The organism is Parapedobacter luteus (assembly GCF_900168055.1).
GTDB classification, from domain to species: domain Bacteria; phylum Bacteroidota; class Bacteroidia; order Sphingobacteriales; family Sphingobacteriaceae; genus Parapedobacter; species Parapedobacter luteus.
The window spans coordinates 148,053-174,389 of sequence record NZ_FUYS01000010.1; the positions used below are offsets into that span (position 1 = coordinate 148,053).

Sequence of the window (26,337 nt, forward strand, 5' to 3'; positions counted from 1 at the left end):
TTAATAATCAAGTCCAAAAACCGCTTCGGCCAACCCAATTTCGTCCGGTGAATAGGGAAGCGTGTAAGGAAGGCCCAGCTCTTCAATCCGTTTACCTGTAGAGCGTCCGATGCAGATGATTTTTTGTCCCGGTTCGACTAAATTATCCGCAAAATAAGCTTCTACATTAGTTGGACTGGTGAAGATGAGTACATCTGCGTTGGATTTGTCTACATTTGTGTCCATCCGGGTTTGATATACCGGTAAATTGATGATTTTCGTGTCTGCGGTTAATGATTTTTGTATGGTTTCAAGCGAATCCTTGGCTCGCGGGATGAGCACCGTGGTTCCGGATGCTATCTTAGCAAATTCGGTAGCAATTTCTTCCATATTTATGCCTAACCGCTCTCCTGAAAAATCAGGAGCATGCCCAAATTGTCGTAGCATCTCCTCCGAACCCCGTCCGATAACGGCAAATTTTGTCCGTTTGCTGAGCCGTGGTTCTAGTCGGAAAAAGTTTTCTATCCCATTTTTGCTGCCGAAGAAGATCCAGTCTACGTACTTCAGGATGTAGGGATCGAGTTTATTAATGATTGGAAATATCCGGATGAGGGAGCGGCCGTCTACTGCAATGCCATGCTTGGCCATAGCGCGGTAAAAATAGCTTGCAGCTGAGATGTCCCGTGTGATGAATACCTGGGAAGGGAATTTCCGGTTTTTATCAAACTTAGCGGCAATCCGTTCGGCTAAGCCTTCGGGACTGTCGGATGAAAGGTAGAGTCGATCCGGGAATTCGTCCTCACTATCCGCTTTCGACGTCCACACTTCGTACTTGCCCTGCTGCTTGCGGCAATAGCAACCAAGGGGTGCGTGGCATCCCGCGTCGAATAAGTTTAATACTTTGCGTTCTACGGCAATTGTATCAGCTACCTCGGTATCATGAATAGCTTGCAGGACCTGATATAGCGCTTTATCGCTTTCGCGGATTTGTACGGCCAATACGCCTTGAGCCGGAGCGGGGATTATTTCCACGGGAGGCAATTCTTCCACATGAAAGTCGCTTAAGTCTGCAGCTATGCGGGTAAGACCGGCCTTGGCTAACATGATGGCGTCGTAGTTTTCATCACGCAGCTTTTCAATGCGCGTCAGCACGTTTCCCCGCAGGTCGTCAAACTCAAGGTCAGGACGCATGGCCAATAGCTGGGCTTTTCGGCGGTTTGACGAAGTGCCCACAATGGCATTGTGCTTTAGGGCCAGCCTTTTTTTGAGATCGACGCAATCTTTGTGAATAATGAGCAGTTCAGCAGGGTCTTCGCGGGAGCTCACCGCTGCAATAGTCAATCCAACAGGGTGCAATGTGGGGAGATCTTTATGCGAGTGAACGGCTAAGTCAATACCTCCACTCAATAACTCTTCTTCCAATTCCTTTGTGAAGAAACCCTTCCCTTCCAGCTTGTCTAACCGTAAATGCTGTACAATATCACCCTGGGTTTTGATAATTTTAAGCTCGGCACGGACACCTATATCGGCCAACCTGTCTTTAATGTAGTTGGCCTGCCATAACGCCAACTCACTACCGCGGGTACCTATAATAAGTGTTCGATCAATTTTTTGTGTGCTTGTTGCCGCAGTATTTACCAAGGGTTCTTCTATTAGCATAAGCAAATTTAATGAATAAAAGTATTACCCCGAACGGATATATTAAAAGAATATAAACATGAGAGGATGAAAGAGGAGCAGATAGCAGAAATTAGCCAATTTAATTGATGTCAATCTGGTTTGTTTTTACCAAGATGTCTTTCGCCATGACCATAGGTACCTTGATGTATTTTTTCTCCATATAATCAATGACTTTTTCGAGTACCTGCCTCGAATTGGCATCCAGTGCATTGACCTCGGAAGCGAAGACCTCATTGAGTGCAAATGAACGGATTTCCTTTACTTTTTCAGGTACCTCACGCATAGCGAGTTCAACGCGGCGTTGTTTTAATATTGGAATAAATTCGCGGATGTTTTCGGCAATAATCCGTTCTGCATGGGCAAGTTCTTCATAGCGCTCCTGTAGATTTTTGGAGGCTATGGCCTGTAGACTGCTTACCTCGATGTAGTGGGTCGGGTAGTGTTGCAGTACATCGGGGTGGACATCGTTTGGAATTGCTAAATCAACAATAACCTTTTTGTCTGTCTCTCCGTTGAGAAGTGATTGATAAAGGGTGGTGTCTACTATTGCTTCAGGTGCACCGGTGCAGGTAATCATGATGTCGAAGCCACCTTTGTAATGCGCCAGTTCACTCAATGGGTAAGCTTTGGCATTGAGCTCTGTGCTCAACGCGAGCGCGTTTGCTAATGTGCGGTTGAATACTACAAAATTGGAAAACCGATGCTTCTGTAAGTATTTGGCTATATTTTGATTGGTTTCGCCTGCGCCGATAATCAGGATGCGTGGATTTTCATGCAATTTCATTTCCCGTAGTTTACGATAGGCAAGCGAAACTACTGAAACGGGGTTCCTGGATATCCGCGTGTGTGTATACACTTCTTTGGCTGTCTTGACTAAACGGTTCATCACCAGCCGTAAAAAGTCGCCCGTGAATCCACTCTGTCGGCAACGCTCGTAGGCTTTGCGCACCTGGGCAAGGATTTCTTTTTCGCCCACCACTAAGCTTTCCAAAGAGCAAGACATGCGTAGCAGATGATTGAGTGCGTCTAGGCCTTCATATGTGGTTACCTGCCCCAGAAAACACTCCAGCCGCTCGGAAGGGACACAGAAATTGAGCTTATGCATAAACTCCTTGACAAACGCGGGTTTTAGTTCATGTGCTCCATAAAAGACAAACTCCACACGGTTGCAGGTGCCGATATAAAAAATTTCAGGAATGTCAAAGCTGTTTTTAAGATTAATTAGCCGACTCTCCAGCTCCTCGTTGCAGATAACAAGGTTGCCTAAATCCTTCAGATCCACATGCTTGTGGGTGAATGCTATGACTTTGAGATTCTTCAAGGTTGTACTATGCTCACTAATTTCCGGTAACAAAAGTACAACATCTATGTTCTGACCTGTGTCAGAAACGTGTAAAACACAGATATTTAGAATGGTTATAAATTAACGGTCGCCACGCCTGTCCGGCATAGCGGGCGAAAAGCCCCGCGCGTAAAGCAAAAAAGCTCCTGTGCCCAGAAACTGCCAAAATAGATCTTTCTTTTTTACTAACAGCAAAAATACACAATTTGCTATAGCGTAAAAAATAGCATAGATTTGTCCATTCGATTAGGGGTGCCTTGTTTGTTCAAGCAGACACGAATTAAGGCTGAGATCATACCCATTGGCGCCATGGTGCCAAGCACCTGATCCGGATAATGCCGGCGTAGGGAAGGTAAGTTAAATGACGGGACTGCTATGACCCCTTATGGCAGTAATGTTTAACTAAAATACAACTTCAAATGTTTAAAAGATTAATCGCAGGGATTGCGCTAGTTACGTACGCGGGCGTTTCTATCGCCCAGCACAACATCATTGTACAGGTACGGCATGCGGATAGTGATAGGCCTATGCCCGGAGCCTCCGTACGTTTGGAAGGAACCATTTATCAAGGACAGACGGATGCAGAAGGCCAGGCTGTCATCCGCAATGTGAAAGCGGGTGCATACACGATTACCGTCAGCCATCTGGGGTACACGCCGGTGGTTCGGCAGGTCGTTCTCAATCAAGAGCAACAGATCCACCTTGAGCTGCAACGGGCTACGCTGCTGACGGAAGAAGTCGTGGTGCAGGCAACACGAGCCACTGAAAATACCGCTACCACCTACAAAAACCTAAGTAAAGCGGACCTCGCTAAAAATAACCTGGGGCAAGATATTCCTTATCTGCTCGATCAGACACCGGGGGTGGTGATTTCTTCTGACGCGGGGGCTGGTATCGGGTACACGAGTATGCGTATACGTGGAAGCGACGCGCAGCGGACGAACGTAACAATCAATGGTATCCCATTGAATGACGCTGAAAGCTTGGGGTCCTTTTTTGTCAATCTGCCGGATTTTGCCTCCTCCATAGATAATATTCAGATACAACGTGGTGTAGGTACTTCTACCAATGGTGCTGGGGCTTTTGGTGCCAGCTTAAACATCCAAACCAATACGCTCAACGCTGAACCATATGCCGAATTAGACAACTCTTTTGGTTCCTACAATTCATGGAAAAATACCGTACGGCTTGGGACAGGGCTTATTGACGATCGGTTTAGTTTCGATGGGCGGTTGTCGCGTATCACAAGTGATGGCTACATCGACCGGGCAACCGCTGATTTACAGTCGTTTTTTCTTTCAGGTGCCTGGCACGGCAAAAATAGCCTGCTTCGAGCGAATGTGTTTGGAGGCAGGGAGAAAACATACCAAGCCTGGTATGGCACGCCGGAATCGCGGCTCACTGGAGACGTGGCGGCGATGAATGCCTATGCCGATGACGATGGATTGAACGACGATGAGCGCAATAATTTGCTGCGCTCCGACAGGCGGTATAACAAATACCTGTACGACAACGAGACCGATAATTACCAACAGACCCATTATCAGTTGTTGTTTTCCACAGCCTTGAATGGAAGGTTGACACTAAACACAGCGTTGCATTATACACGTGGTAAAGGGTATTACGAGCAATTCAGGGACAATGATGACTATGTCGATTATGGTTTGCCTCCCGTGGTGATAGAAGGCAACACCATAACAGCTACCGATCTGGTGCGCCAACGGTGGTTGGATAATCATTTTTACGGTGGTACGTATTCACTGGTGTTTGAGAATCATCAGGGGCTCCAACTGACCTGGGGTGGAGGGTATAATCAGTACGAAGGTGGGCATTATGGCGATATTGTGTGGTCTCAGTATCCATTGGCCACAGGGGGGATGTACCCGCCTAGTGCGCGTGGTGCATTCCGGACGGCCTATCGCTACTATGATGGTGATGCAACCAAAAAGGATTTTAATACGTATGCGAAAGCGTCGTATCAACTGGGCAAATGGTTTTTATTCGCGGATATCCAGTACCGGCACATTGATTACGCCATTGCGGGTATAGATAACGACCTACGTGACATTACACAGAACGCTACCTTTGATTTCTTGAACCCTAAGGTAGGGCTTACCTATCACTTGTCGGCCGCAAGCAATGTGTACGTTTCCTATGCTTTGGCCAATAAAGAACCGGTCCGCAGCGATTTTACTGATTGGCCTGTTGATCAAACACCCAAAGCGGAGCAATTGCATGATATCGAAGCTGGCTATCGCATCCGATCGCCGCGATTTAATGTTGGTATAAACGGCTATGCGATGCTTTACAAGAACCAGTTGGTACTTACCGGACAGCTCAATGATGTAGGAGCGACTTTGCGCCGGAACGTTGATAATAGCTATCGCATCGGATTGGAGGTTGACGGTAGATGGGCACCGGTACGTTGGTTTACCTGGGGGGCAACGCTCGCTTACAGCCAAAACAAGATAAAGGATTTTATTGAAGTGGTGGGCGACGTGGAAAATTTTTATGAAACCACCGACATTTCGTTCTCGCCGGATTGGGTGGCGTCCAGCGAGCTGCTTTTTAAGCCATGGGAACGCGCTGAACTGGCATTGTTGTCTAAATATGTATCGAGGCAATACCTCGATAATACGGGCCATGCAGGTCGAAGCATTGACGGCTTTTTGGTTAATCATGTCCGCCTTTCCTACAATACGTCCTTGTGGAATTTGAAAAATATCGGGATGACGTTACTGATCAATAATGTTTTTAACGAAAGATATTCGTCAAACGGTTATACATGGGGATACTATATGTCCGAAACCGATAGAATAGATTACAATTTTTATTATCCACAAGCGACAGCTAACTTTCTGTTGGGATTGAATCTCCGGTTTTAGTGATTTGCGCCCTAACGTGGTAATGATGAGTGTGCTATGTGAAAATAGCGGTGCACTTGTTTTTTTGTGTGTAGCCATAGCATTGATTTTTTGGCCAAAATGTCGTTATCTTTAGCGAAATTTTTCGCTATGCAATATACATTCAGATCGATAGGCGCGCTTGCGGGACTCACCTTGATGGTTTCCTCATGCGATTCGTCTGCTCCCCAGGAAAAACAGGATGTCCAGGCGGACTCAACCTATGCGCCTGTGGAAACCAAAGCTCCTAATACGGATTACAAACCGGCTTTTGAGGGGCAGACCCGAATAGCTGGTGTCAAAACCAATACGCCTTACGACGTTACGGTATTGAGTGAGGGGCTCAATAGACCTTGGGGAATTGCTGTACTGCCGGATGGTCGATTGCTGATTACCGAAAAGAGCGGTACATTACGGATAGCTGCACAAGAAGGCAAGCTGAGTGAACCGATTACAGGGCTGCCGGCGGTCAACGATGCAGGGCAGGGCGGCCTACTGGGCATTACCATTGACCCCGCTTTTGAAAGCAACCGTATGGTTTATTGGGTGTTTTCCCAAGATACGCCGAATGGAACGCTTACCGCTGTAGCCAAGGGAAAGCTGGGTGCCGACGAAAAGACCATTGAAAATGCACAGGTGATCTATCAGGCCACGCCGGCGCACAAAGGCAACCTGCACTACGGGGGGCGTATTTTGTTTGACAAGGACGGATATCTGTTCGTGAGCACGGGCGAACGCTCGGACATTGTCACGAGGCCGCAAGCGCAGGATTTGAACTCTGCATTGGGCAAGATACTGCGAATCACAACCGACGGTAAGCCCGCGCCTGGCAATCCTTTTGAGGGCAGGAGCGATGCCCGTCCCGAAATTTATTCGTATGGACATCGCAATGTACAGGGGCTTGCTTTCCACCCGGTGACCGGTGACCTGTGGGAGACAGAATTCGGTCCGAGGGGCGGGGATGAGGTCAACCTCATTCAGCCGGGTAAGGATTATGGCTGGCCCACCATTACCTACGGTATTGAGTATAACGGAAATCTGGTTGGCGATGCCATCCAGCAGCAGGAAGGCATGGAGCAACCGGTATATTATTATGACCCCGTTCTATCGCCCAGTGGGATGACATTCTTTGCCGGTAATTCGATTCCTGAATGGGAAAACAACTTGTTTATTGCCGGACTAAGCAGTGTGCACATTGCTCGACTGGTCATCAAAGACAACAAAGTGGTGGGCGAAGAACGCCTGCTGGAAGATCAAGCCCAGCGCTTTCGTGATGTGCAGCAGGGTAAAGATGGCGCGCTATATGCTGTTACAGATGCGGGACGGCTGTACCGGATTGGCAAGTAACCACTGTAGCTGCCAAAAGGCTCGAAGGAGATGAGGGCTGTTATCCAACGGGTATCTGAGGCTTCGTGCCAGGTAAACGGGGCCGTCACCGGATTGATTAAACAGGGTGTTGTCGTATTGCTGGGAATCGAAGAGGCTGATGACCGTGACGACGTGGCCTGGTTGGCACAAAAGATCGCAAACTTGCGCGTATTCGGCGATGAAAACGGACTGATGAACAGATCCATTCAGGATATCGGAGGCAATGTTTTATTGATATCGCAATTTACGTTGTTTGCACAGACAAAAAAGGGCAACCGTCCTTCTTTTATCCGTGCGGCGAGACCTGACAAAGCGATCCCGCTGTACGAGGCCATGGTAGCGGAGTTATCTGTCCGCTTGGGCAAGCCTATCGCGACGGGGGTATTCGGTGCCGATATGAAGGTTTCGCTTGTCAATGACGGGCCGGTTACCATCGTTATGGATACCAAGGATAAAGACAATCATTAGGTTAACAGCCCAACACCTTAAACGTGTTGTGCACATCAATAACACACTTATCATGACCATTAAAGAGGCGCAGGAACAAATCGATCACTGGATTAATACGACGGGCATCCGTTATTTCAACGAATTGACGAATACGGCTATCCTTATGGAGGAAGTAGGGGAGGTAGCCCGTATTATGGCACGCAAATACGGTGAGCAGTCCTTTAAAAAATCAGATGAGCAGGTAGATCTTGCCGATGAAATGGCGGATGTGCTTTTTGTGCTAATCTGCCTTGCAAACCAGACAAATATAGATCTTACCGACGCTTTGGTTAAAAATCTTGAAAAGAAAAATATCAGGGACGCGGATCGGCACCGGAATAACGAGAAGCTTAGTTAACTAAACCAAATTGAGCTTTAAAGAAAAACGGTACATCACTTTCGAGGATGTACCGTTTTTGCGTATATGATGGTCCCCGGCGCACCGGGGCAATTGTTACATCATTCCGCCCATGCCTCCACCCATTGGGGGAGCACCAGCGCCAGGTTTTTCTTCTTCTGGCTCATCTGCCAAAACCACTTCGGTGGTCAACAGCATAGAAGCGATAGATGCAGCGTTTTCCAATGCTACGCGAGATACCTTGGTCGGATCGATCACGCCTGCACCAATGAGGTTTTCGTAATCACCCGTACGTGCGTTGTAGCCATAATCTGCTTGGCCTTCTTTGACCTTCTGCACAACAATGGCACCTTCGATGCCGGAGTTGTTGCAGATTTGACGCAACGGCTCTTCGATGGCCCGTTTGACGATTTCGATACCGATGTTTTCGTCTTCATTGGCCCCCTTAAGGTCTTTCAATGCCTCGCCGGCACGGATAAATGCCACACCGCCACCAGCTACGATGCCTTCTTCTACGGCAGCGCGGGTTGCATGCAATGCATCATCTACACGGTCTTTCTTTTCTTTCATTTCCACTTCCGTAGCGGCACCTACATACAATACCGCCACACCACCAGCCAACTTGGCTAAGCGCTCTTGCAGCTTCTCGCGATCGTAATCAGACGTGGTAGTTTCGATTTGGGCTTTGATTTGGTTTACGCGACCTTTGATGTCCTCAGGATTACCGGAACCGTTGATGACAGTGGTGTTGTCTTTGTCAACAACGACTTTTTCAGCTTGCCCCAAGTAACTGAGGTCGGCATTCTCCAATTTGAATCCTCTTTCCTCAGAGATAACAGTGCCTCCGGTAAGGATTGCAATGTCTTCCAACATCGCTTTACGGCGATCGCCGAAGCCGGGAGCTTTTACTGCTGCTACTTTCAGCGAGCCGCGAATCTTGTTTACCACCAAGGTAGCTAAGGCTTCGCCGTCAAGATCTTCAGCAATAATCAGCAGTGGCTTGCCTGTTTGTACTTGTTTTTCCAAAATGGGAAGCAATTCCTTCATGTTGCTGATTTTCTTGTCATAAATCAGAATGTAAGGATTTTCCAGCTCCGCTTCCATTTTGTCTGTATTGGTTACGAAGTAAGGTGAGAGATAGCCGCGATCAAACTGCATACCTTCTACGGTTTTCACCTCAGTTTCAGTACCCTTGGCTTCTTCAACAGTGATGACGCCGTCTTTGCCGACTTTTTCCATTGCTTCAGCAATCAAGGAGCCGATTACTTCGTCATTGTTTGCAGAGATGCTGGCTACTTGTTTGATCTTGTTATTGTCTTCGCCGACTGTTTGCGATTGCGATTGCAAGCTTTCAACCACGGCTGCTACAGCCTTATCGATACCGCGTTTCAAATCCATTGGGTTAGCACCGGCGGCTACACTTTTCAAGCCGGGGGCGATTATGGCTTGCGCCAATACAGTAGCGGTGGTCGTACCGTCACCTGCTTGGTCGGCAGTTTTTGAGGCTACCTCTTTCACCATTTGTGCGCCCATGTTTTCAAGCGCGTCTTTCAATTCGATTTCTTTTGCAACGGTGACACCGTCCTTAGTGATCGAAGGTGAGCCGAATTTCTTTTCGATAATCACATTGCGTCCACGTGGGCCTAATGTGACCTTCACCGCATTTGCCAACGTGTCTACTCCTCTTTTTAGAGCATCACGCGCTTCCACATTATACTTTACTTGTTTTGCCATTTTTTTAATTGATTTGAGATGTTAAACATGCGATCCGAGATCTCCATGAGCCAGTCGCTATCTCGCAATCGTAACCTATAAGTTTACCATTAATTATTAATACCCACGAAGAAAATTACATCGAGGTCCGATTGACTAGCTAAACAATAGCGTAGATATCGGATTCCTTCATGATTAAATACTCTTTCCCTTCGTAAGTGATTTCGGTGCCGGCATACTTACCATACAACACTTGATCGCCTACCTTTACAGTCAAAGGTTCGTCTGTTTTTCCAGCACCAACGGCCACGACCGTTCCTCGTTGTGGCTTTTCCTTCGCAGTATCCGGGATGTAGATACCTGATGCGGTCTTCTCCTCTGCAGGGGCAGCTTCCACCACCACTCTGTCTCCGATAGGTTTAATACTTAACGCCATAATTGATTTTATTTAATTTTTAATATGTGTTTTTATTTTCCTCTCTCCTTACTTCATCAACTATGCCAAGTCTTCGTTCTTCCCCGTGGCCTTGCCATTTTTTCACTTTTATGACCGGTGGATGAGCAAGTGTTTCGTCATCTCGGTGTCAGGATGTCAGTGTAGTTGGCAGTAATGTGCGGCCCGAATTATTGGGTTGTTTACCAAAGAAAAGAAAAAGCCTCACGGATTTACCGGAGGCCTTCAGCCTTATGTCATGTCAGCAACGGTTATGTTGCCGTTCTTATTGTGTCGTGTCGGTATCCTGTGTTGCTCCGGGGATTTCGGCCGGCGGAACAGGGGAAGTTGCTGGAGCCGTAGGGGTGATTTGGTCTGTCAAGCCACCGCCGCTAGTGCCCGTGGAAGGTCCCATAACGTTTAAAATGAGTGAAAACACCATGATAGCAATAACCAAACCCCATGTGCCTTTTTCCAGGATATCGCCTGTGCGCTTTACGCCCATCAGGTTGGTGCCTCCGGCAAATCCAGCAGCCAATCCGCCACCTTTCGGATTTTGAATAAGCACAAGAAAAGACAATAGGATACAGGCCAAAATAATCAATATGATCAACAACGTTTGCATGTTCTGTATTTCGTTACGTTAATTTATTCTCTAATTCAGCTATTTGAGCGGCAAAGTAAGCACTTTTTTCGGGATATTTCAAACTTAATTTTTTATAGATGACGATGGCCTTTGGATAGAGCCCTTGCTCTACATATATTTTTGCCAACGTTTCCGAGACCAGTGTCAACTGATCTTCGGCACTTTTCCGGGCTTTATTTTCCAAATCAATTTTATCCGCAGAAGGTGGTTTAATTTGGGGTTCCTCGCGGATAAATCGCTCAATAATGGGGTTTATTTTTTTGGGAATTTGGAAAGACACCGTTTGAGACCTATACTCAGCGCTCAATTTTTCTTCAGGAGATTGTAAGTGGAAGATGTTTTCCTTGATTTGTTGATCCAGTATTTGCCCATCGTCTTGCTTAAACGCAGGCTTCTGGTAGGGGAGCCGGTTGTTAAGCGGTGCATAAGGTTGATAAGTATGTGCAAACTCCATTCGGGTTTTGTTGAGCCACCAAAGGAAACTATATGGCATGTGCTCGTCGTTATAAAGGCTCACGCGTTCATGCGGGGTTGCCTGAGACAGCGGTACGACGTCTTGGGGGGGCTTTTCGGTTTCTTCAAGCTCGGCTTTGTGTTCGGTTTTTTCCTCGAAAACAAAATAGTCGATACTTGCAGGGTGTTCAATCAGCTTGGCATCATCACGTACTTCTTCTCCAAGAGCAGGTTGAGCCTGATCTGGTTGCGCCGCGTCAATCACTTCTTGTTCAATGACCGTGGAGCCTGTTTCGGGTGCCGCTATATCCGGAGATGCGGACTCGACACCGCCCGTTGTCAAACCGGTATCATGGTTCTCGCTTTCCTCGGAGATGATATCGTTATGTAACCAACGGACAAATGGGGTAAATAATAAAGCAGATTCGGTATATGAACCGTGCTCTTGATAGCTTTTTCGTGCCTGAATGTGTCTCAACGGCTGCGAATACGGATACCGGTCAATGAGTTTTGACAGCGTTTCATCATCAACACCCAATGGATCGGATAATGCTTTGTTGTATAATTCTTTATAATCTTCTATGTGCTCCACTACCTGTTCTTTATATAAAGATTGCCAACGTTTAATTGTTGAGCCGGTGTTTGACTTGGTTACCAATTAGCAAATGCCCGGTTGAAAATGTCTTCAGTAAGCATCTGGTTTATATCACGTATTAATGCCTCTTCCTGAGCAGGGATAGAACCACCCGCTGAGGAAAAATCTTTAAATCGGGTGAATGCCTGCTCAAAATTATCTTCGGGCTTTTTATTATTGGTGTATTTTACATTGACTGTTATCGAAAGCCTATTGAGGGCAGCGCGATCGGTGCCCGCTTCCACTGCGGCCGGTGCAATGCTGTAGCCGGTAATCCGCCCTTCGAAAATCGCGTCGCCGTCGTTGTCTACTTGGCTGAGGCTGGATTGGTTTCGTATCCGTTCTTTGAGTGCCTCGGTGAATGACAGACTGAGCGTGGGGTTGACTATCGGCGCTGTATTTTCAAAAAACTCTACGGTGTATGTTTTTGTTCCCTCGGGGATAGATCCGCCGGTAAAACCGTATTTGACGCCGCATGCTTGAATGAGTGTAGCAGCAAACAAGAATAATGCGCGGTGACGTAGTTTTGCTCCTGTGGTATTTGGTGCTCTCATGCTACTCAATTCAAATTTAGATCCTTTATCTTCCTGTATAAGGTACGTTCGGATATTCCCAATTCTTGTGCGGCGGATTTGCGTTTGCCTTTGTGTTTTTTGAGTGCTTTTTTGATCAAATCAGACTCTTTCTCTACCAATGAAAGCGATTCCTCTTCTACTTCTTCGGCCTCTTGGGTGTGAAAATGAAAGTCTTCGCTTTGCCCTCCCGCTTGCGGATGATGAATAGTCAGCGTAGAAGGCGTCCCCAATTGTTCGGGAGCAGCGCTGTCCACCTCCCGGTATAGTTTGTTGATATAGGGAGAATTGTCTTCAACTATTCTGGAATTGATTCCATTTTGGATGATTTCGACGACTAGCTTTTTGAGTTCTACCATATCTTTTTTCATGTCGAACAGCACCTTGTAAAGCAAATCGCGTTCAGAGAAATCGTCCTTTCCTCCGGCTGCTACATGTACCGGTAAGGTATTCCGGTTATCCGTTGGCAGATATTGCTGAAGTATCTGTGCGTCAATCAGCCGCTCCTTTTCCAGTACGGCGATTTGTTCGGCTATGTTTTTCAGCTGTCTTACATTGCCCGGCCAAGGGTAGTTGCCCAGCAACTGTTGGGCATCTTCGGTCAGCTGTACATTGGGGCTACGGTATTTGTCGGTGAAGTCTGCTACGAACTTCCGAAAGAGCAGATGGATGTCTTCCTTTCGGTCCCGCAATGCAGGTATACGAAGCGGAACGGTGTTGAGCCGGTAATAAAGATCTTCTCTGAATTTGCCTTTTTGGACAGCATCATAAATATCCACATTCGTAGCTGCTACCACACGCACGTTAGTCTTTTGTACCTTTGAAGAGCCAACGCGGATATACTCGCCCGTTTCCAAGACGCGAAGCAGCCGGGCTTGCGTGCCCAGCGGTAATTCACCTACTTCGTCCAAAAAGATGGTGCCGCCGTTTACCACCTCGAAATAACCTTTTCGGGCCTCATGTGCACCGGTGAACGAGCCTTTTTCATGGCCAAAAAGTTCCGAATCTATGGTGCCTTCCGGAATGGCTCCGCAGTTGACCGCAATGAAAGGGCCATGTTTGCGTGCGCTGAGTTGGTGGATAATGTGTGAAAACACTTCTTTACCGCTGCCGCTCTCACCGGTGATTAATACAGAGATATCGGTAGGAGCCACCTGCCGGGCAATATCGATAGCCCGATTCAGCAGGGGAGAATTACCTATAATCCCGAATCTATTTTTGATGTCCTGAATATCCATATAGTATTTCGCTAACCGATAATCCTACCAATCAACGTTGCCGAAGTACATGACTCGACATGGACGTCTACATAATCGCCTTTTTTATAACGTTCGTCTATAGGAAAAACGACCATGGTATTCTGATCATTGCGTCCGCAATAATCTTTGTCCGAACGTTTGGATGTGCCTTCGATAAGCACTTTGTGTACTTTGCCTACGTATGTTTTCAGCCGTTCCAGACTATGCTCGCGTTGGCGGTCGACTACTTCAGTTAGACGCCGCTTCTTCACTTCCTCGGGAATGTCGTCGGCATATCGTTTAGCTGCCAAGGTGCCCGGGCGTTCGGAATATGCGAACATATAGGCAAAGTCATATTTTACGTAATCCATCATGGAGAGCGTATCTCGATGTTCCTCCTCGGTTTCACTGCAAAAGCCGGTGATGACGTCGGTTGATATCCCGCAATCCGGAATAATCCGGCGAATGGCGTCTACTCGTTCCATGTACCATTCTCGGTCATACGTGCGGTTCATCAGTTTCAATATCCGGGAGTTGCCGGATTGTACGGGCAGATGGATGTATTTGCAGATGTTTTCATGCTTCGCCATGGTGTACAATACCTCGTCGGTGATGTCTTTGGGATGCGATGTGGAGAAACGAACACGTAATAGCGGATCTACCAAGGCCACCATTTGGAGCAGGTTGGCGAAGTTTATATTTTCATACTTGTAAGAGTCTACATTTTGCCCCAAAAGGGTTACTTCCCGATATCCGGCATCAAAGAGGTCACGGGCTTCTTTGACAATGGATTGCGGGTCTCGGCTCCGTTCGCGGCCGCGTGTGAAAGGCACCACGCAAAACGAGCACATATTATCGCAGCCGCGCATAATGGAGATAAACGCAGTAACCCCGTTTGTGTTGAGGCGTACGGGGCTGATGTCTGCATATGTTTCCTCGCGCGACAGCAGAACATTCACGGCACGGGAGCCCTCATCTACTTTTTCAATCAGGTTGGGGAGATCTCGGTAAGCATCAGGCCCCACAACCACATCCACCAGCTTTTCTTCTTCCAGGAATTTGGATTTCAGGCGTTCGGCCATACACCCCAGCACACCTACAACCATACCTGGGTTCTTGGCTTTCGCAGATTCAAATTCTTTGAGCCTATTGCGCACACGCTGCTCCGCATTTTCACGGATGGAGCAGGTGTTGATGAACACCACATCCGCTTCTTTGTAGTCACGCGTGGTTTCAAATCCCTTGTCGAGCAATATGGAAGCAACGATTTCACTGTCGGAAAAGTTCATTTGGCAGCCATAGCTTTCAATGTATAACTTACGGCCGCTGCTTTTCTGCGGATCTTTTTCTAAGATCAGCGCCTCCCCTTGCCGTGATTCGTCGTGTTGTTTCGTACTTGTCGGTGTCTCAAACATCGCTAGTTAATTAAGCCTACAAAGGTAATAATAAAATTTTAATGAATGACAGTTTGGCAGATTGCAAGAAGCGATCGATAACAAAACAATGGCGGAACCACGGGTGGTGGGTGTAAGAAAAAATTAGGAATTTTGCAGCATGGCGTTTTCAAGCGAAATCATTGGCTGGTATCAGCAATACAAACGGGACCTTCCATGGCGTCACACCCGTGACCCCTATGTTATCTGGCTTTCCGAAGTTATCTTGCAGCAAACCCGGGTTGAACAAGGGCTTCCCTATTTTCTCCGTTTTCTGTCGCATTACCCCGATGTTATCGCATTCGCTAACGCCCCTGAGGACGAAATATTGCTCCATTGGCAGGGTCTGGGCTATTATTCGAGGGCGCGTAATATGCATAAGGCCGCTCAGGCGGTTGTTTCAGCATATGGAGGTGTCTTCCCGACGAGATATGATGATCTTATTCGGTTGCAGGGCATTGGCGAGTATACCGCAGCCGCTATCGCGTCTTTTGCGGCTAATGAAGCCCGTGCCGTGGTTGATGGTAATGTATTCCGGGTATTAGCTCGTTATTTTGGGATTGACGAACCTATCAACTCATCGAAAGGGAAAAAGCTTTTTCTGAAGTTGGCTGATGACCTGCTTGATAGGACGCACCCCGGCCTTTACAACCAAGCGGTGATGGAGTTCGGTGCTATGCAATGCAAACCTAAGAATCCGGATTGCGCCAATTGTGTACTTCGCTTGGACTGCCGCGCATTTTCTGAAGAACGGATAAGCCAGTTGCCTGTAAAATTAAAAGGAAAAGCCAGCCGCAACCGCTATTTTAACTATTTTGTGGTTGCAGCTGAGGGCCGATTGTTGATGAATAAACGAGGAAAAGGAGATATTTGGGAGAATCTTTATGAGTTGCCGATGATAGAGACGCCCTGCCTTATGGGGATACACGAATTGGCCGGTCTGCAGGAAGTGGTTGAATGTTTCGGGGAACAAGCAGATTTGCGTTTAGTGGCGGGTCCGGTCAAACACGTGCTAAGTCACCAGAATTTGTTCGCCCAATTTATCGCTGTCGACGCAAATGAAGGGTATGTTAGCAAAAAAATGAAATGGAATTATGTTTTTACGAAAGATTTAGGTACATTAGCTAAACCGAAGCTGATTTATTCGTTTTTAAAGGATTATATGGTTGAATAGCGTACCAATTATACCTAAATTATTATGTCAGGCATCAATAAAGTTATTTTAGTAGGTCACTTAGGTAAAGATCCGGAAATTCGTCATCTGGAGGGAAATGTTACGGTTGCAAGTTTTCCTTTGGCCACTTCGGAAATGTTTAATAAGGATGGACGGAAGGTTGAACAGACCGAATGGCATAATATTGTCATGTGGCGAGGATTAGCAGAAGTAGCGGCGAAATACTTATTTAAGGGTAAACTGGTGTATGTAGAGGGTAAGCTGAGAACACGCACCTATGAAGATAAGGAGGGAATTAGGCGCTATACTACTGAAGTGGTAGCTGAAAACTTTACCCTACTGGGCCGTAAAAGCGACTTCGAACCTTCGGGCGGTCAGGGCAATACAGGGCAGCAGCCTGCAAAAAAAGTAGCGGGTGATAGCACTGTCGTGGATTTTAAGGAAAACGAAGGCGAAGAAGATGCCTTGTTTTGACCTATTGCAGGGGTATTAGGCGGATATCACTGCTGATTGCGATAGCCAAAAGCTTAAGAGAATTTTCATATCTTTGGCGTCATGTTGCAAGAGAAAATACAGCAGTATTCCGAAGAGATTGAACGGTTTGTACCCCAATCTTATAACGATGTAGAAGCATTCCGGCTTAAATTTTTAGTGGCTAAAGGTGTAGTGCGTACTCTATTCGAAGAGTTTAAGTCAGTATCCCCCGATCAGAAACGTTCCCTCGGGAAAGTCCTTAATGAATTTAAACAAGCGGCCGAACAAAAATATCAGCATCTGCATGAGCAGTTCGCTTCGAATAAGCAAACTTCCAAAAAGAAGGCAGAAGCGGATCTTACCTTACCGGGCGAGGGTTTTGTGTTTGGCTCGCGCCATCCCTTATCTCTGGTTCGGAAGGAGATTGTCGAGATATTCAAGAAACTAGGGTTTATCGTTGCAGAAGGACCGGAGATTGAAGACGATTGGCACAACTTCACTGCGCTTAATTTTCCGCCTGAACATCCCGCGCGAGATATGCAGGACACATTCTTTATTAAGAAACAGCAGGGCAATGACATCGCGCTGCGTACCCATACGTCTTCTGTGCAGGTGAGGATGATGGAAAACGGCGAGCCGCCATTCCGGGCCATCATGCCTGGGCGAGTATACCGCAATGAGGCGATATCCGCTCGCGCTCATTGTTTTTTCCATCAGGTTGAAGGATTGTACGTTGATAAAGACGTGTCCTTTGCTGATCTCAAGCAGACATTATACTACTTTGTGCAAGAATTGTTTGGTGAAGATACCAAGGTACGCTTCCGCCCATCTTATTTTCCCTTTACGGAACCTTCGGCAGAGATGGACATCAGTTGTACCATCTGCAAAGGAAAGGGTTGCGCGATGTGTAAGGGAACAGGTTGGGTGGAAATTCTCGGCTGCGGGATGGTTGACCCAAATGTACTCGAAAACTGTGGCATCGATAGCGCGATATATAGCGGCTTTGCCTTCGGTATGGGTATCGAGCGCATTACCAACCTCAAATATGAGATCCGGGATCTGAGGCTATTCTCTGAAAATGATGTACGCTTCTTAAGCCAATTTGAAACAGAACTTATATAGATGATTAAAGCGGCTGGGTATATTGCGCTTTTAACGGCCGTAGTACTGCAAGTGGCCTGCAAGAAGGGGGGGTGCAATGTGGTTCAGGATGTGCCGGTCATGGAACAGGTTTCGATGGTCCAGTATTCTCAACTTTATACGCCAGGAGGGTATGCCGTAACCCAGCGGGGCGGTGTAGCTGGGCTGATTGTCGTGAATACCGGGCAAGGATATGTCGCCTATGATCGTTGCAGCACGGTGGATGCTGGAAGACGGTGTGCTGTGGAAGTAGAAGAAGGGGGGCTTGTTGCCAGGGATCCGTGCTCCGGTGCACGCTATTTATTAATAAATGGATCGCCTGCTGAACTTGCGGAGTGCCCGCTTAAACCCTATCGGGCACAACGGAATGGCGAAACCATAATCATATCAAATTGATGGAAGCCGACAAAGTAAAAGAATCGATCAAAAAGGCAGCCCGAGAATTATTCCGGCGCTATGGCTATAAAAAAACCAGCGTCAATGAAATCGCCCGGAAAGCAAAAATCGCCAAAGCTACCATTTATAAATACTTTGACAGTAAGGAGCTGGTTTTACATGCTATCCTAATGGATTACATCCGTGAGAGCGTAGACGATTTATTGGGTAAATACAGCAAGCAGGCCGATCTTGAAACGTATTTGAGCAATACCATTTTGCGTGTAAGCCGACTCACCTACACCATCTGCAACGAGTTTTTAGGTTGGGATTTCATCCGTGAATCCGCCAATACACAGGAGTATCTCCGTACTTTGTCAGACGATTTGGAGTTTTTGCTCGTCAGCTCGTTTATCGGCAATACGGAAATCGGTAAAGCAGTGGCGCCGGATAAACTTACCTTTCTTATCAAGGCCAGCAAGAACATTGTGTTTTCATTTGCTTTTACATCGGTTAGTGAGGCCGACGTGCGGAAGAATTTTGTCTCCTTCCAAAAGGAAATCTTGCCGTATTTAGTCAAAGCCACGGTAGATTAGGTTGTGGTAAAAAAACGCCGTACCTTTGCATCCTTATGAGTAAAAGAAGGATGCTGCCTGAAGAACGGCAGCTATCGGATATTTCAATTATAGACATTGCCGAGGAAGGCAAGGGGGTCGGTCGCGTAGGCGAACTTGTCGTCTTTGTAGACAAAGCCATACCCGGCGATGTGGTAGATGTAACGCTGGTTCGCAAGAAAAAGAATTTTGCTGAAGCGAAGGTCACACAACTCAAAGACGCGTCGCCTTATCGCGTGACGCCTTTTTGCCAGCATTTCGGCACATGTGGGGGGTGCAAATGGCAACATATGGATTATGGCGCGCAATTGACCTACAAACAGCAGAGCGTGGCCAATGCGCTTTCACGTTTGGGGGGTGTAGACACTTCAATGATGGAGACCATATTGCCGGCTCCACAATCTCAATATTACCGCAATAAGCTGGAATATACCTTTTCAAATAAGCGATGGCTTACCCACGTCGACGACGAACAGGCAAGCCTGGAGATGAACGCGTTAGGCTTTCACGTGCCATCCCGTTTCGATAAGATTCTTGATATTGAGCATTGCTATTTGCAGCAACCGCCGTCAAATGATATCCGCAATAAATTGAGGGCGTTTGCTTTGGCGCGGGGGATATCCTTTTACGACCTCCGGCAGCATGAAGGGGCGCTGCGCAACTTGATTATCCGTACGGCGTCTACCGGCGAGCTGATGGTTATTGTTGTGTTTGCCTACGCTGATCGGGATGTTATCGAACAAACCATGGCGTTCCTCCGACTGGAATTTCCGGCGGTTACTTCCTTGCTTTATATCATTAATCAGAAGAAAAACGATACGATCTTTGATCAAGAGATCCATGTCTATGCCGGTCGTGACCACATTTTCGAAGAGATGGAAGGGCTGCGGTTCAAAATCGGCGCAAAATCATTTTACCAGACCAATTCCGCACAGGCTTATGAACTCTATAAAATAACCCGTGATTTTGCCGGTTTTGAGGGCAATGAACGGGTGTACGACTTGTATACGGGAGCAGGCACCATTGCCAATTTCGTTGCCCGGCACGTACATGAGGTCGTTGGCGTGGAATATGTACCCTCCGCAATTGAAGATGCAAAGATCAATTCCGCGATTAATGGCATTCAAAACACTCGGTTTTATGCGGGGGACATGAAAGATGTATTAACCGACCAATTTGTTGAAACACAGGGCAAGCCGGATGTCGTTATCACTGACCCTCCGAGGGCTGGAATGCATCCCGATGTGGTGATGCGGCTTTTAGCCATTGAGGCAGCTAAGATTGTGTATGTCAGTTGTAATGCTGCTACGCAAGCCCGGGACCTGGCGTTACTTCGTGAGAAATATGAGGTAAGCCGGATTCGCCCGGTGGACATGTTTCCGCATACGCAACACGTCGAAAATGTAGCTTTGCTTACACTCAAAGGATAAGGTTATGGAATTACAAGATTTGCTTGGTGCTCAAGCGGGTGATGATGGGCAGCCGAAGAAAGAAAGCCCGTTAAAAAGCCTTAAGGCGGATTTGGATTTTTATAGGGAGTCCATTAAAGAAATTGCGGTGGAGATTATGGCGGAAGGGTTGTCCGCTTACCCGATTTTTATTGCTCATCAGCACGAGGTCAATCTGGGTGAATTGATATTGGATAAGAACGAATTGGGTACCGCATGGTCTATCCACGCTTCCACTGTGGAGGAATTCGTGTCCCGTGGAATTATCAAGGAAGAACGGAAAACTCATTTCATCAAACAGTACAAAAAGCCGGAGGATTTTATGTGTGTGTTTGTTATCGTTCCCGAAGGAGCCAATTTTGTGTTCTATCCGTATAACGTATGATTTGCCCGCTCGGATAAGAAAATAAAGCCGTTAAACGTTTAGGAAAAAAAGCAGTCAAATGGAAATAACTATGAGTCGCCGTACTAAAATAGCGCTGATTGCTTCCGTCTGGCTGTTGCCGTTTTGGCTTTACGCTCAAGAGTCGGGTATAATCCGGGGCATTGTGGTCGAGGCGGGCACGAGTAAGCGAATAGGGAACGTGACCATTGTGAATCAACGTACCGGTCAATCAACGGCCTCCAGTAGTTTGGGTACCTTCGAGATAAACGCGTCGGTTGGTGACACGCTTATCGCAAACAGCATGGGTTACCAGTCGATGACCACTGAGGTGAAAACATTGAGCGATATCTTGATTGATATGCGGCCGGGGAGTATCATGCTGGAGCAGGTGGATGTAAACCGGATGAGTAAGGAGGCCGAACTTCGTGATGCTATGCGTAGTTATAGGAAGCAAGGAGTATATTACGATGGTAAGCCGCCGGCATTGGCCTATATATTCAATCCGATCACTTCGCTTTATGAGCTATTGGGGCGTACACCGCGGAATGCACGGCGCTTTGGTAATTACATGGAAAAAGAACTTGAGGAGACCGAGGTAGACAGAAAGTTCAGCAGGAGCAAAATTCGGGAGTTGACCGGTCTTGATGGTGACGATCTCACTAACTTCATGATTTGGTACCGCCCATCTTTCGAAAAGGCACAGTATTGGGGTGAGTACGATATCACCGCTTACATCGTTGATTCGTTTAAACAGTTCGACCGAGATGGTCGCCCGGCTGCCCCAAAGCTGCCTAAACTGGAGGCCAACCCCGTCAAATAGTGCATAAGTCTCTTTTAGTGTGAATTGGACGCATCTCTTTAAGGTTAGCACAGTTTGGCATTTGGTTTGTGTTTATCCCGTACAATAAAAAAAAGACAATTGTTATGGTAATGATGAATAGAAAAATAGCCTTGATGGGACTTTCAATCGCTACATCAGCAATGCTGCTTGGAAGTTGCAGTACTATCCAGTCAATGAGCAATACCCAGAAAGGTGCAGCCACGGGAGCAGTGGCCGGTGGGGCATTAGGCGCTATCATCGGCAATAAGGCGGGCAATACAGCGGTTGGCGTGCTCGCCGGAGCAGCTATCGGCGGTGTGGCTGGTGGATTGATTGGCAAAAAGATGGATAGGCAAGCTGCGGAGATCGAACGGACGGTGCCCGGTGCGGAAGTTATCAAGGCTGACGAAGGCATTATTGTAAAGTTTGATTCAGGCATATTATTTGACTTTGATAAAACAGAGGTCAAACCTGCTGCCCGCGAAAATATCGGTAAGCTGGTTGCTTCGCTCAATCAGGAACCCAATACCGATATCTTGGTCATTGGGCATACCGATAACAAAGGGACCGACAGCTATAATCAAGGATTGTCCGAACGCAGGGCAAAAGCAGTAAGGGATTACGCGGTGTCGCAGGGGTTAGCTGCCCGCCGTATTAAGACGGAAGGGCGTAGCTTTCATGAACCCATAGGAGATAATAATACGGAAGCCGGGCGTGCTCAGAACCGCCGGGTGGAGATAGTCATCGTAGCAAACGACAGAATGAAGGAGGAAGCACTAAAGGAGGCAGGTGATTCCTAATTCCTGATTTAGCAAAATCGCTGATAGAGCCGCAATATGGAGATAGCCGTTTGCGGCTTTTCTGTTTATATTCCCCAGGCCGTAATCATCAACCTCCTGCTGCCGCCGTGATTTCGATGTTCACAAAGGTATATTCCCTGCCAGGTGCCCAATGCAAGCCTTCCATTTTCAATAGGTATGGTTACCGAAACCCCCATCATCGATGCTTTAATGTGGGCGGGCATATCGTCGGCTCCCTCGTAGTCATGGCGATAATCTGGATCGTTTTCGGGTACGGCCTTGTTGAAATAGGTTTCAAAATCCATCCGCACCGTAGGATCCGCATTTTCGTTAATGGTGAGCGATGCAGATGTATGCTTGATGAAAATGTGGCATATTCCTGATCTCCAATCGGTAATGGGGGATAGTCGTTCTTCTATCTCCTTTGTGATGAGGTGGAATCCTCTTGGCCGTGCGGGCAATATAAGCTGTTGTTGGAAGATTTCCATGGTTCGAAAGATAAGAATATCTTTGCAGTATGGCTGGCATTTATTTTCATATTCCTTTCTGCAAGCGGGCATGCCATTATTGTGACTTTCATTTCAGCACCTCGTTGAAGTATAAAACGGAAATGTTACAGGCCATGCAGCGGGAAATTGCTATGCGGGTACGTTATTTAAATGGGCAGCCGGTAGAATCCATTTATTTCGGTGGCGGGACACCTTCGTTGCTCGACGCAGATGATATCCGGCAGCTTATAGACGGCGTTGCGGCTCACTTCCCTGTTCGGTTTGATGCTGAGATTACCCTTGAAGCCAATCCTGATGATCTCAGCAATGACAAACTGCACGCACTGAAGGATTCACCTGTCAATAGGTTTAGTATAGGCATCCAATCCTTTTTCGAAGAAGATTTGCGCTGGATGAATCGTGCGCATACTGCTGATGACGCGCAGGCGGCGATCAGGCGCGTGCAGGATGTGGGATACACCAATGTCACTGCCGACCTTATTTATGGCTATCCTTTGCTGACAACTGGCAAATGGGAGTATAACATCGGCAAATTGCTGGAATTTGGCGTGCCGCATATCTCGGCTTATAGCATGACTGTGGAGCCACAGACCGCGCTGGCTGCTTTTATCCGTAAGGGTAGGCAGCCCGCTATGGATGAAAAACAAAGTGCGGCCCAGTTTGAATACTTGATGGATGCACTCCATATCGCGGGCTACATCCATTATGAGATATCCAACTTTGCTAAGCCTGGAAACTATGCTCGTCACAATAGCAATTATTGGAAGGGGGTTCCTTATCTTGGCGTCGGCCCATCGGCCCATTCATTCGATGGGCAGAGCCGGCAATGGAATGTGAGCAACAACATGAAATATATCAGGGCAATACAGGCGGGCCAGTTGCCGTTTGAACGGGAAGAATTAAGCGAACAGGATAAGTTCAATGAATATGTGATGACTGCGTTGCGGACGATATGGGGCCTCCACTTAGATAGGGTGGAGCAAATGTTTAACAAACAATACCGGGATGCACTTTATTCAGGGCTACAACCTTTTATAGCGAATGCTGAAGTCGTGCTGGCTGGAGAGGTAGCTACACTTACAAAAAAGGGTAAACTACTCGCGGATTACATTGCTGCGGAACTATTTGTTGAAAGTTCGTAAGGGCTACCACCTTTCTTTTAAGTAATTAAGTATCCGATCGGTTGCGCCCGCATGCGCCAATACGTATTGCCGTGCGATATTTCCAGCTTGCTCCCGATTTTGTCGACTGGTCATTTGGCCAAAAATAGTTGCCAATTCGGTCGCATCCTCCACACTGAAACCAGCACCTTTGGCAACCAAGTCTTTGGCTTCCTGAAATTTATGGTATTTAGGCCCAAAAATAACTGGAATCCCATACGTGGCCGCTTCCAACGTATTGTGTATACCTGCTCCAAATCCTCCGCCGATATACGCTATCGAGCCATAGGCATATAACGAAGAAAGCATGCCGATGCTGTCTATGATGAGGACGTTTGCCGGTGGTGGGGAGCCGGTGGTGAGTGATGGAGAACCTTTAGTTGATTGGCTATTGTTTGAAAACCGGATGGCTTGTGGGAATAATTTCTCAATGGTGCTGAGGTGGTCTTCGTGGATCTCATGCGGAGCGATGATGATTTTCCACGAGGGGAACCTATTGTGTAGGTCCGCTAATAGGTGTTCGTCTTGCGGCCAGGTACTTCCGGCTACCAGCACGGGATTGCCATCGGCAAACGCTTCGATTTCAGGAATAGGATTCCGTGTTTCGGGGAGCATAATTACGCGGTCGAAGCGGGTGTCGCCTGCGAGCTCTACATTGGTGAAGCCCAAGCTGTTCAGCAATACACAGCTTTCCTCGTTCTGGGTAAAAAAGTGGGTTACATAACCAAGCGTTTGACGAAAGAACCCTCCATACCACTTGAAGAATACCTGGTCAGGCCGGAAAATAGTCGAAATAAGGAATAACGGCACCTTGTTGGCGGCCAATGTCCTAAAATAAAAATGCCAATATTCATATTTCGTAAATATGGCTATTTCGGGATTGATTAGTCGGATAAAGGCCGCAGCATTGCGGGGCGTATCTTCGGGTAGGTAGAATACGTGTGTTGCCAAAGGTGTATCTTTCCGTATTTCATATCCGGAAGGAGAGTAAAAAGTGACAACGACTGGCTTATCCGGCCAATGAATTTTTATCGCTTCCAATACCGGGCGGCCTTGTTCAAATTCGCCTAAAGAAGCAAAATGAAACCAAACGCAACCTTTGTGCCCATCGGCTTCCTCGGCGACCTGTGCAAGCAATCCTTTCCGTCCATGAACCCACTTTTTTGCCTTGTCGTTGAAAGGCGACAAAATCCAAATTAATAGCCCATAAATTTTAATTCCGAAGAAATAGATCACCCGCATCTTGACGTAAATCCTTATATTCGCAGCAAATATATCAAAACCATTTCCTTAATCGGTTATACTGCGCAATTATGTCAAGAAAACGCATACTCATCACCGGTGCCGCAGGATTTTTGGGTTCGCACCTGTGCGACCGCTTCATCAAGGAGGACTACCACGTCATCGGCATGGACAACCTGATTACAGGGGACCTGCGCAACATCGAGCATTTGTTCGGCCTGGAGAATTTCGAGTTTTACAACCATGATGTCTCTACGTTCGTGCATGTGCCGGGCAGCTTGGACTACATCCTGCATTTCGCATCCCCGGCCAGCCCGATAGACTACCTGAAGATTCCCATCCAGACCCTGAAAGTAGGGTCACTGGGCACCCACCACTTGCTGGGGCTGGCCCGGGCCAAGGGCGCCCGCATCCTGGTGGCTTCCACCTCCGAGGTATACGGCGACCCCTCGGTAAGCCCGCAGCCCGAGGAGTACTGGGGCAATGTGAACCCCGTGGGGCCGCGCGGCGTGTATGACGAGGCCAAGCGCTTCCAGGAAGCCATCACCATGGCTTACCACACCTTCCATGGGCTACAGACCCGCATCGTCCGCATCTTCAACACCTACGGACCGCGGATGCGGCTCAATGACGGCCGGGTACTGCCGGCCTTCATCGGGCAGGCGCTGCGCGGGGAAGACCTCACCGTCTTCGGTGACGGCTCACAGACCCGTTCATTCTGCTACGTGGACGACCAGGTGGAGGGCATCTACCGCCTGCTGCACAGTGATTACCCCTATCCGGTAAACATCGGTAACCCGGATGAAATCACCATCAAACAGTTCGGCGAGGAAATCATCAAGCTGACGGGCACTTCCCAGAAGCTGGTGTACAGGGAGCTGCCGGTAGACGACCCCAAGCAGCGGCGGCCGGATATCACCAAGGCCAGGGAGCTGCTGGGTTGGGAACCCAAGGT

The 26,337-nt window shown here is 47.6% G+C and carries 26 protein-coding genes; 15 read left to right on the top strand and 11 right to left on the bottom strand.

Annotated elements, in window-relative coordinates; translation table 11 throughout:
* Both hemC and hemA read right to left on the bottom strand, forming a co-directional pair.
* Complete coding sequence (hemC, locus tag B5X72_RS16935) at positions 1-1,638, bottom strand: hydroxymethylbilane synthase (RefSeq protein ID WP_233632675.1); 1,638 nt, start codon at positions 1,636-1,638, stop codon at positions 1-3.
* A 100-nt stretch (positions 1,639-1,738) separates the two neighbouring features.
* Complete coding sequence (gene hemA, locus B5X72_RS16940; RefSeq protein ID WP_079718107.1) at positions 1,739-2,980, bottom strand: glutamyl-tRNA reductase; 1,242 nt, start codon at positions 2,978-2,980, stop codon at positions 1,739-1,741.
* A 440-nt stretch (positions 2,981-3,420) separates the two neighbouring features.
* Here hemA and B5X72_RS16945 point away from each other — a divergent pair, with 440 nt between their 5' ends.
* The 4 genes from B5X72_RS16945 (at position 3,421) to B5X72_RS16960 (ending at position 8,119) form a co-directional block, all read left to right on the top strand.
* Positions 3,421-5,886 carry a TonB-dependent receptor gene (locus B5X72_RS16945; protein WP_079718108.1) on the top strand — a complete coding sequence of 822 codons (2,466 nt, stop codon included), beginning with the start codon at positions 3,421-3,423 and terminating at the stop codon, positions 5,884-5,886.
* Positions 5,887-6,015: 129 nt separating this feature from the next.
* The gene (locus tag B5X72_RS16950) at positions 6,016-7,251 is read left to right on the top strand and encodes a PQQ-dependent sugar dehydrogenase (RefSeq protein ID WP_079718142.1); all 1,236 of its coding nucleotides are present in this window, start codon (positions 6,016-6,018) and stop codon (positions 7,249-7,251) included.
* A gap of 30 nt (positions 7,252-7,281) precedes the next feature.
* The gene (gene dtd / locus B5X72_RS16955) at positions 7,282-7,740 is read left to right on the top strand and encodes a D-aminoacyl-tRNA deacylase (RefSeq protein WP_079718109.1); all 459 of its coding nucleotides are present in this window, start codon (positions 7,282-7,284) and stop codon (positions 7,738-7,740) included.
* A 52-nt stretch (positions 7,741-7,792) separates the two neighbouring features.
* On the top strand, positions 7,793-8,119 hold the full coding sequence (locus B5X72_RS16960; protein ID WP_079718110.1) for a nucleotide pyrophosphohydrolase: 327 nt from the start codon (positions 7,793-7,795) through the stop codon (positions 8,117-8,119).
* A 96-nt stretch (positions 8,120-8,215) separates the two neighbouring features.
* On the opposite strand, the gene groL is transcribed toward B5X72_RS16960, so the two are convergent.
* From groL to miaB, 7 genes are all read right to left on the bottom strand, one after another.
* Complete coding sequence (gene groL, locus B5X72_RS16965) at positions 8,216-9,853, bottom strand: chaperonin GroEL (protein WP_079718111.1); 1,638 nt, start codon at positions 9,851-9,853, stop codon at positions 8,216-8,218.
* Between the two features lie 139 nt (positions 9,854-9,992).
* Entirely contained in the window at positions 9,993-10,268 is a 276-nt protein-coding gene (groES, locus tag B5X72_RS16970) for a co-chaperone GroES (protein WP_079718112.1), read from the bottom strand.
* Positions 10,269-10,551: 283 nt separating this feature from the next.
* Positions 10,552-10,890: a preprotein translocase subunit SecG gene (secG, locus tag B5X72_RS16975; protein WP_079718113.1), complete on the bottom strand. Its 339-nt coding sequence runs from the start codon at positions 10,888-10,890 to the stop codon at positions 10,552-10,554.
* A gap of 13 nt (positions 10,891-10,903) precedes the next feature.
* Positions 10,904-11,956 carry a hypothetical protein gene (locus B5X72_RS16980; RefSeq protein WP_139378751.1) on the bottom strand — a complete coding sequence of 351 codons (1,053 nt, stop codon included), beginning with the start codon at positions 11,954-11,956 and terminating at the stop codon, positions 10,904-10,906.
* Positions 11,957-12,015: 59 nt separating this feature from the next.
* Positions 12,016-12,552: an LptE family protein gene (locus B5X72_RS16985; RefSeq protein ID WP_079718115.1), complete on the bottom strand. Its 537-nt coding sequence runs from the start codon at positions 12,550-12,552 to the stop codon at positions 12,016-12,018.
* Between the two features lie 5 nt (positions 12,553-12,557).
* Positions 12,558-13,808 carry a sigma 54-interacting transcriptional regulator gene (locus B5X72_RS16990; RefSeq protein ID WP_079718116.1) on the bottom strand — a complete coding sequence of 417 codons (1,251 nt, stop codon included), beginning with the start codon at positions 13,806-13,808 and terminating at the stop codon, positions 12,558-12,560.
* 11 nt (positions 13,809-13,819) lie between these two features.
* On the bottom strand, positions 13,820-15,223 hold the full coding sequence (gene miaB / locus B5X72_RS16995; protein WP_079718117.1) for a tRNA (N6-isopentenyl adenosine(37)-C2)-methylthiotransferase MiaB: 1,404 nt from the start codon (positions 15,221-15,223) through the stop codon (positions 13,820-13,822).
* A gap of 139 nt (positions 15,224-15,362) precedes the next feature.
* Here miaB and mutY point away from each other — a divergent pair, with 139 nt between their 5' ends.
* The 9 genes from mutY to B5X72_RS17040 all read left to right on the top strand — a co-directional run bounded on the left by mutY (position 15,363) and on the right by B5X72_RS17040 (position 22,471).
* A complete protein-coding gene (gene mutY / locus B5X72_RS17000) occupies positions 15,363-16,415 on the top strand; it encodes an A/G-specific adenine glycosylase (protein WP_079718118.1) in 1,053 nt (350 codons plus the stop codon).
* Between the two features lie 24 nt (positions 16,416-16,439).
* Positions 16,440-16,889: a single-stranded DNA-binding protein gene (locus B5X72_RS17005; protein WP_079718119.1), complete on the top strand. Its 450-nt coding sequence runs from the start codon at positions 16,440-16,442 to the stop codon at positions 16,887-16,889.
* Between the two features lie 81 nt (positions 16,890-16,970).
* Positions 16,971-18,011: a phenylalanine--tRNA ligase subunit alpha gene (gene pheS / locus B5X72_RS17010; protein WP_079718120.1), complete on the top strand. Its 1,041-nt coding sequence runs from the start codon at positions 16,971-16,973 to the stop codon at positions 18,009-18,011.
* Positions 18,012-18,425 carry a hypothetical protein gene (locus B5X72_RS17015; RefSeq protein WP_079718121.1) on the top strand — a complete coding sequence of 138 codons (414 nt, stop codon included), beginning with the start codon at positions 18,012-18,014 and terminating at the stop codon, positions 18,423-18,425. It begins immediately after the preceding gene.
* On the top strand, positions 18,425-19,000 hold the full coding sequence (locus B5X72_RS17020; RefSeq protein WP_079718122.1) for a TetR/AcrR family transcriptional regulator: 576 nt from the start codon (positions 18,425-18,427) through the stop codon (positions 18,998-19,000). The genes B5X72_RS17015 and B5X72_RS17020 overlap by 1 nt, the downstream gene beginning before the upstream one ends.
* Positions 19,001-19,035: 35 nt before the next feature.
* Positions 19,036-20,448: a 23S rRNA (uracil(1939)-C(5))-methyltransferase RlmD gene (gene rlmD / locus B5X72_RS17025; RefSeq protein WP_079718123.1), complete on the top strand. Its 1,413-nt coding sequence runs from the start codon at positions 19,036-19,038 to the stop codon at positions 20,446-20,448.
* Between the two features lie 4 nt (positions 20,449-20,452).
* Positions 20,453-20,851 carry a hypothetical protein gene (locus B5X72_RS17030; protein ID WP_079718124.1) on the top strand — a complete coding sequence of 133 codons (399 nt, stop codon included), beginning with the start codon at positions 20,453-20,455 and terminating at the stop codon, positions 20,849-20,851.
* 58 nt (positions 20,852-20,909) lie between these two features.
* Positions 20,910-21,671: a carboxypeptidase-like regulatory domain-containing protein gene (locus B5X72_RS17035; RefSeq protein WP_079718125.1), complete on the top strand. Its 762-nt coding sequence runs from the start codon at positions 20,910-20,912 to the stop codon at positions 21,669-21,671.
* A gap of 110 nt (positions 21,672-21,781) precedes the next feature.
* On the top strand, positions 21,782-22,471 hold the full coding sequence (locus B5X72_RS17040) for a YiaD family glycine zipper/OmpA-like lipoprotein (RefSeq protein ID WP_317043122.1): 690 nt from the start codon (positions 21,782-21,784) through the stop codon (positions 22,469-22,471).
* A gap of 65 nt (positions 22,472-22,536) precedes the next feature.
* On the opposite strand, the gene B5X72_RS17045 is transcribed toward B5X72_RS17040, so the two are convergent.
* Positions 22,537-22,959: a secondary thiamine-phosphate synthase enzyme YjbQ gene (locus B5X72_RS17045; RefSeq protein WP_079718127.1), complete on the bottom strand. Its 423-nt coding sequence runs from the start codon at positions 22,957-22,959 to the stop codon at positions 22,537-22,539.
* A 29-nt stretch (positions 22,960-22,988) separates the two neighbouring features.
* Between B5X72_RS17045 and hemW the strand changes: the two genes are divergently transcribed.
* A complete protein-coding gene (gene hemW, locus B5X72_RS17050) occupies positions 22,989-24,122 on the top strand; it encodes a radical SAM family heme chaperone HemW (protein WP_079718128.1) in 1,134 nt (377 codons plus the stop codon).
* 3 nt (positions 24,123-24,125) lie between these two features.
* On the opposite strand, the gene B5X72_RS17055 is transcribed toward hemW, so the two are convergent.
* The gene (locus B5X72_RS17055) at positions 24,126-25,328 is read right to left on the bottom strand and encodes a 3-deoxy-D-manno-octulosonic acid transferase (RefSeq protein WP_317043123.1); all 1,203 of its coding nucleotides are present in this window, start codon (positions 25,326-25,328) and stop codon (positions 24,126-24,128) included.
* Positions 25,329-25,453: 125 nt separating this feature from the next.
* Between B5X72_RS17055 and B5X72_RS17060 the strand changes: the two genes are divergently transcribed.
* A partial coding sequence (locus B5X72_RS17060) for a UDP-glucuronic acid decarboxylase family protein (protein WP_079718130.1) occupies positions 25,454-26,337 on the top strand: 884 nt, incomplete at its 3' end.